This window comes from Psychrobacter sp. CAL346-MNA-CIBAN-0220, assembly GCF_040309805.1.
Taxonomy (GTDB): Bacteria; Pseudomonadota; Gammaproteobacteria; order Pseudomonadales; family Moraxellaceae; genus Psychrobacter.
On sequence record NZ_JBEOPF010000258.1, the window covers coordinates 1 to 274 of the forward strand.

The 274-nt window shown below is 46.7% G+C and carries 1 protein-coding gene; it reads left to right on the forward strand.

Annotated elements, in window-relative coordinates:
• The coding region (locus AAEY88_RS13560) for a hypothetical protein (RefSeq protein WP_350563231.1) at nt 1–274 on the forward strand (274 nt) is incomplete at both ends.

The following is a 274-nucleotide window of genomic DNA, read 5'->3' on the forward strand; positions in this document are numbered from 1 at the left end:
TGGTATGACGCTGCAGTCAATACGCGTGAAAAATGGGGCGTGCCAGTTCATGTCCCCTTAGCCATGATGTATCAAGAAAGTTCATTCAAACATAATGCTGCACCACCAATGCAATACTTTTTAGGTTTTATTCCCACCGGCCGTGCCAGTGACGCCTATGGTTCCGCGCAAGCTAAAACCATGACCTGGGATGATTACGTTCGAGAAACCGGTAATAGTTGGTCTAGCCGCAGTGATTTTGACGATGCGATGGACTTTATGGGCTGGTTTATTT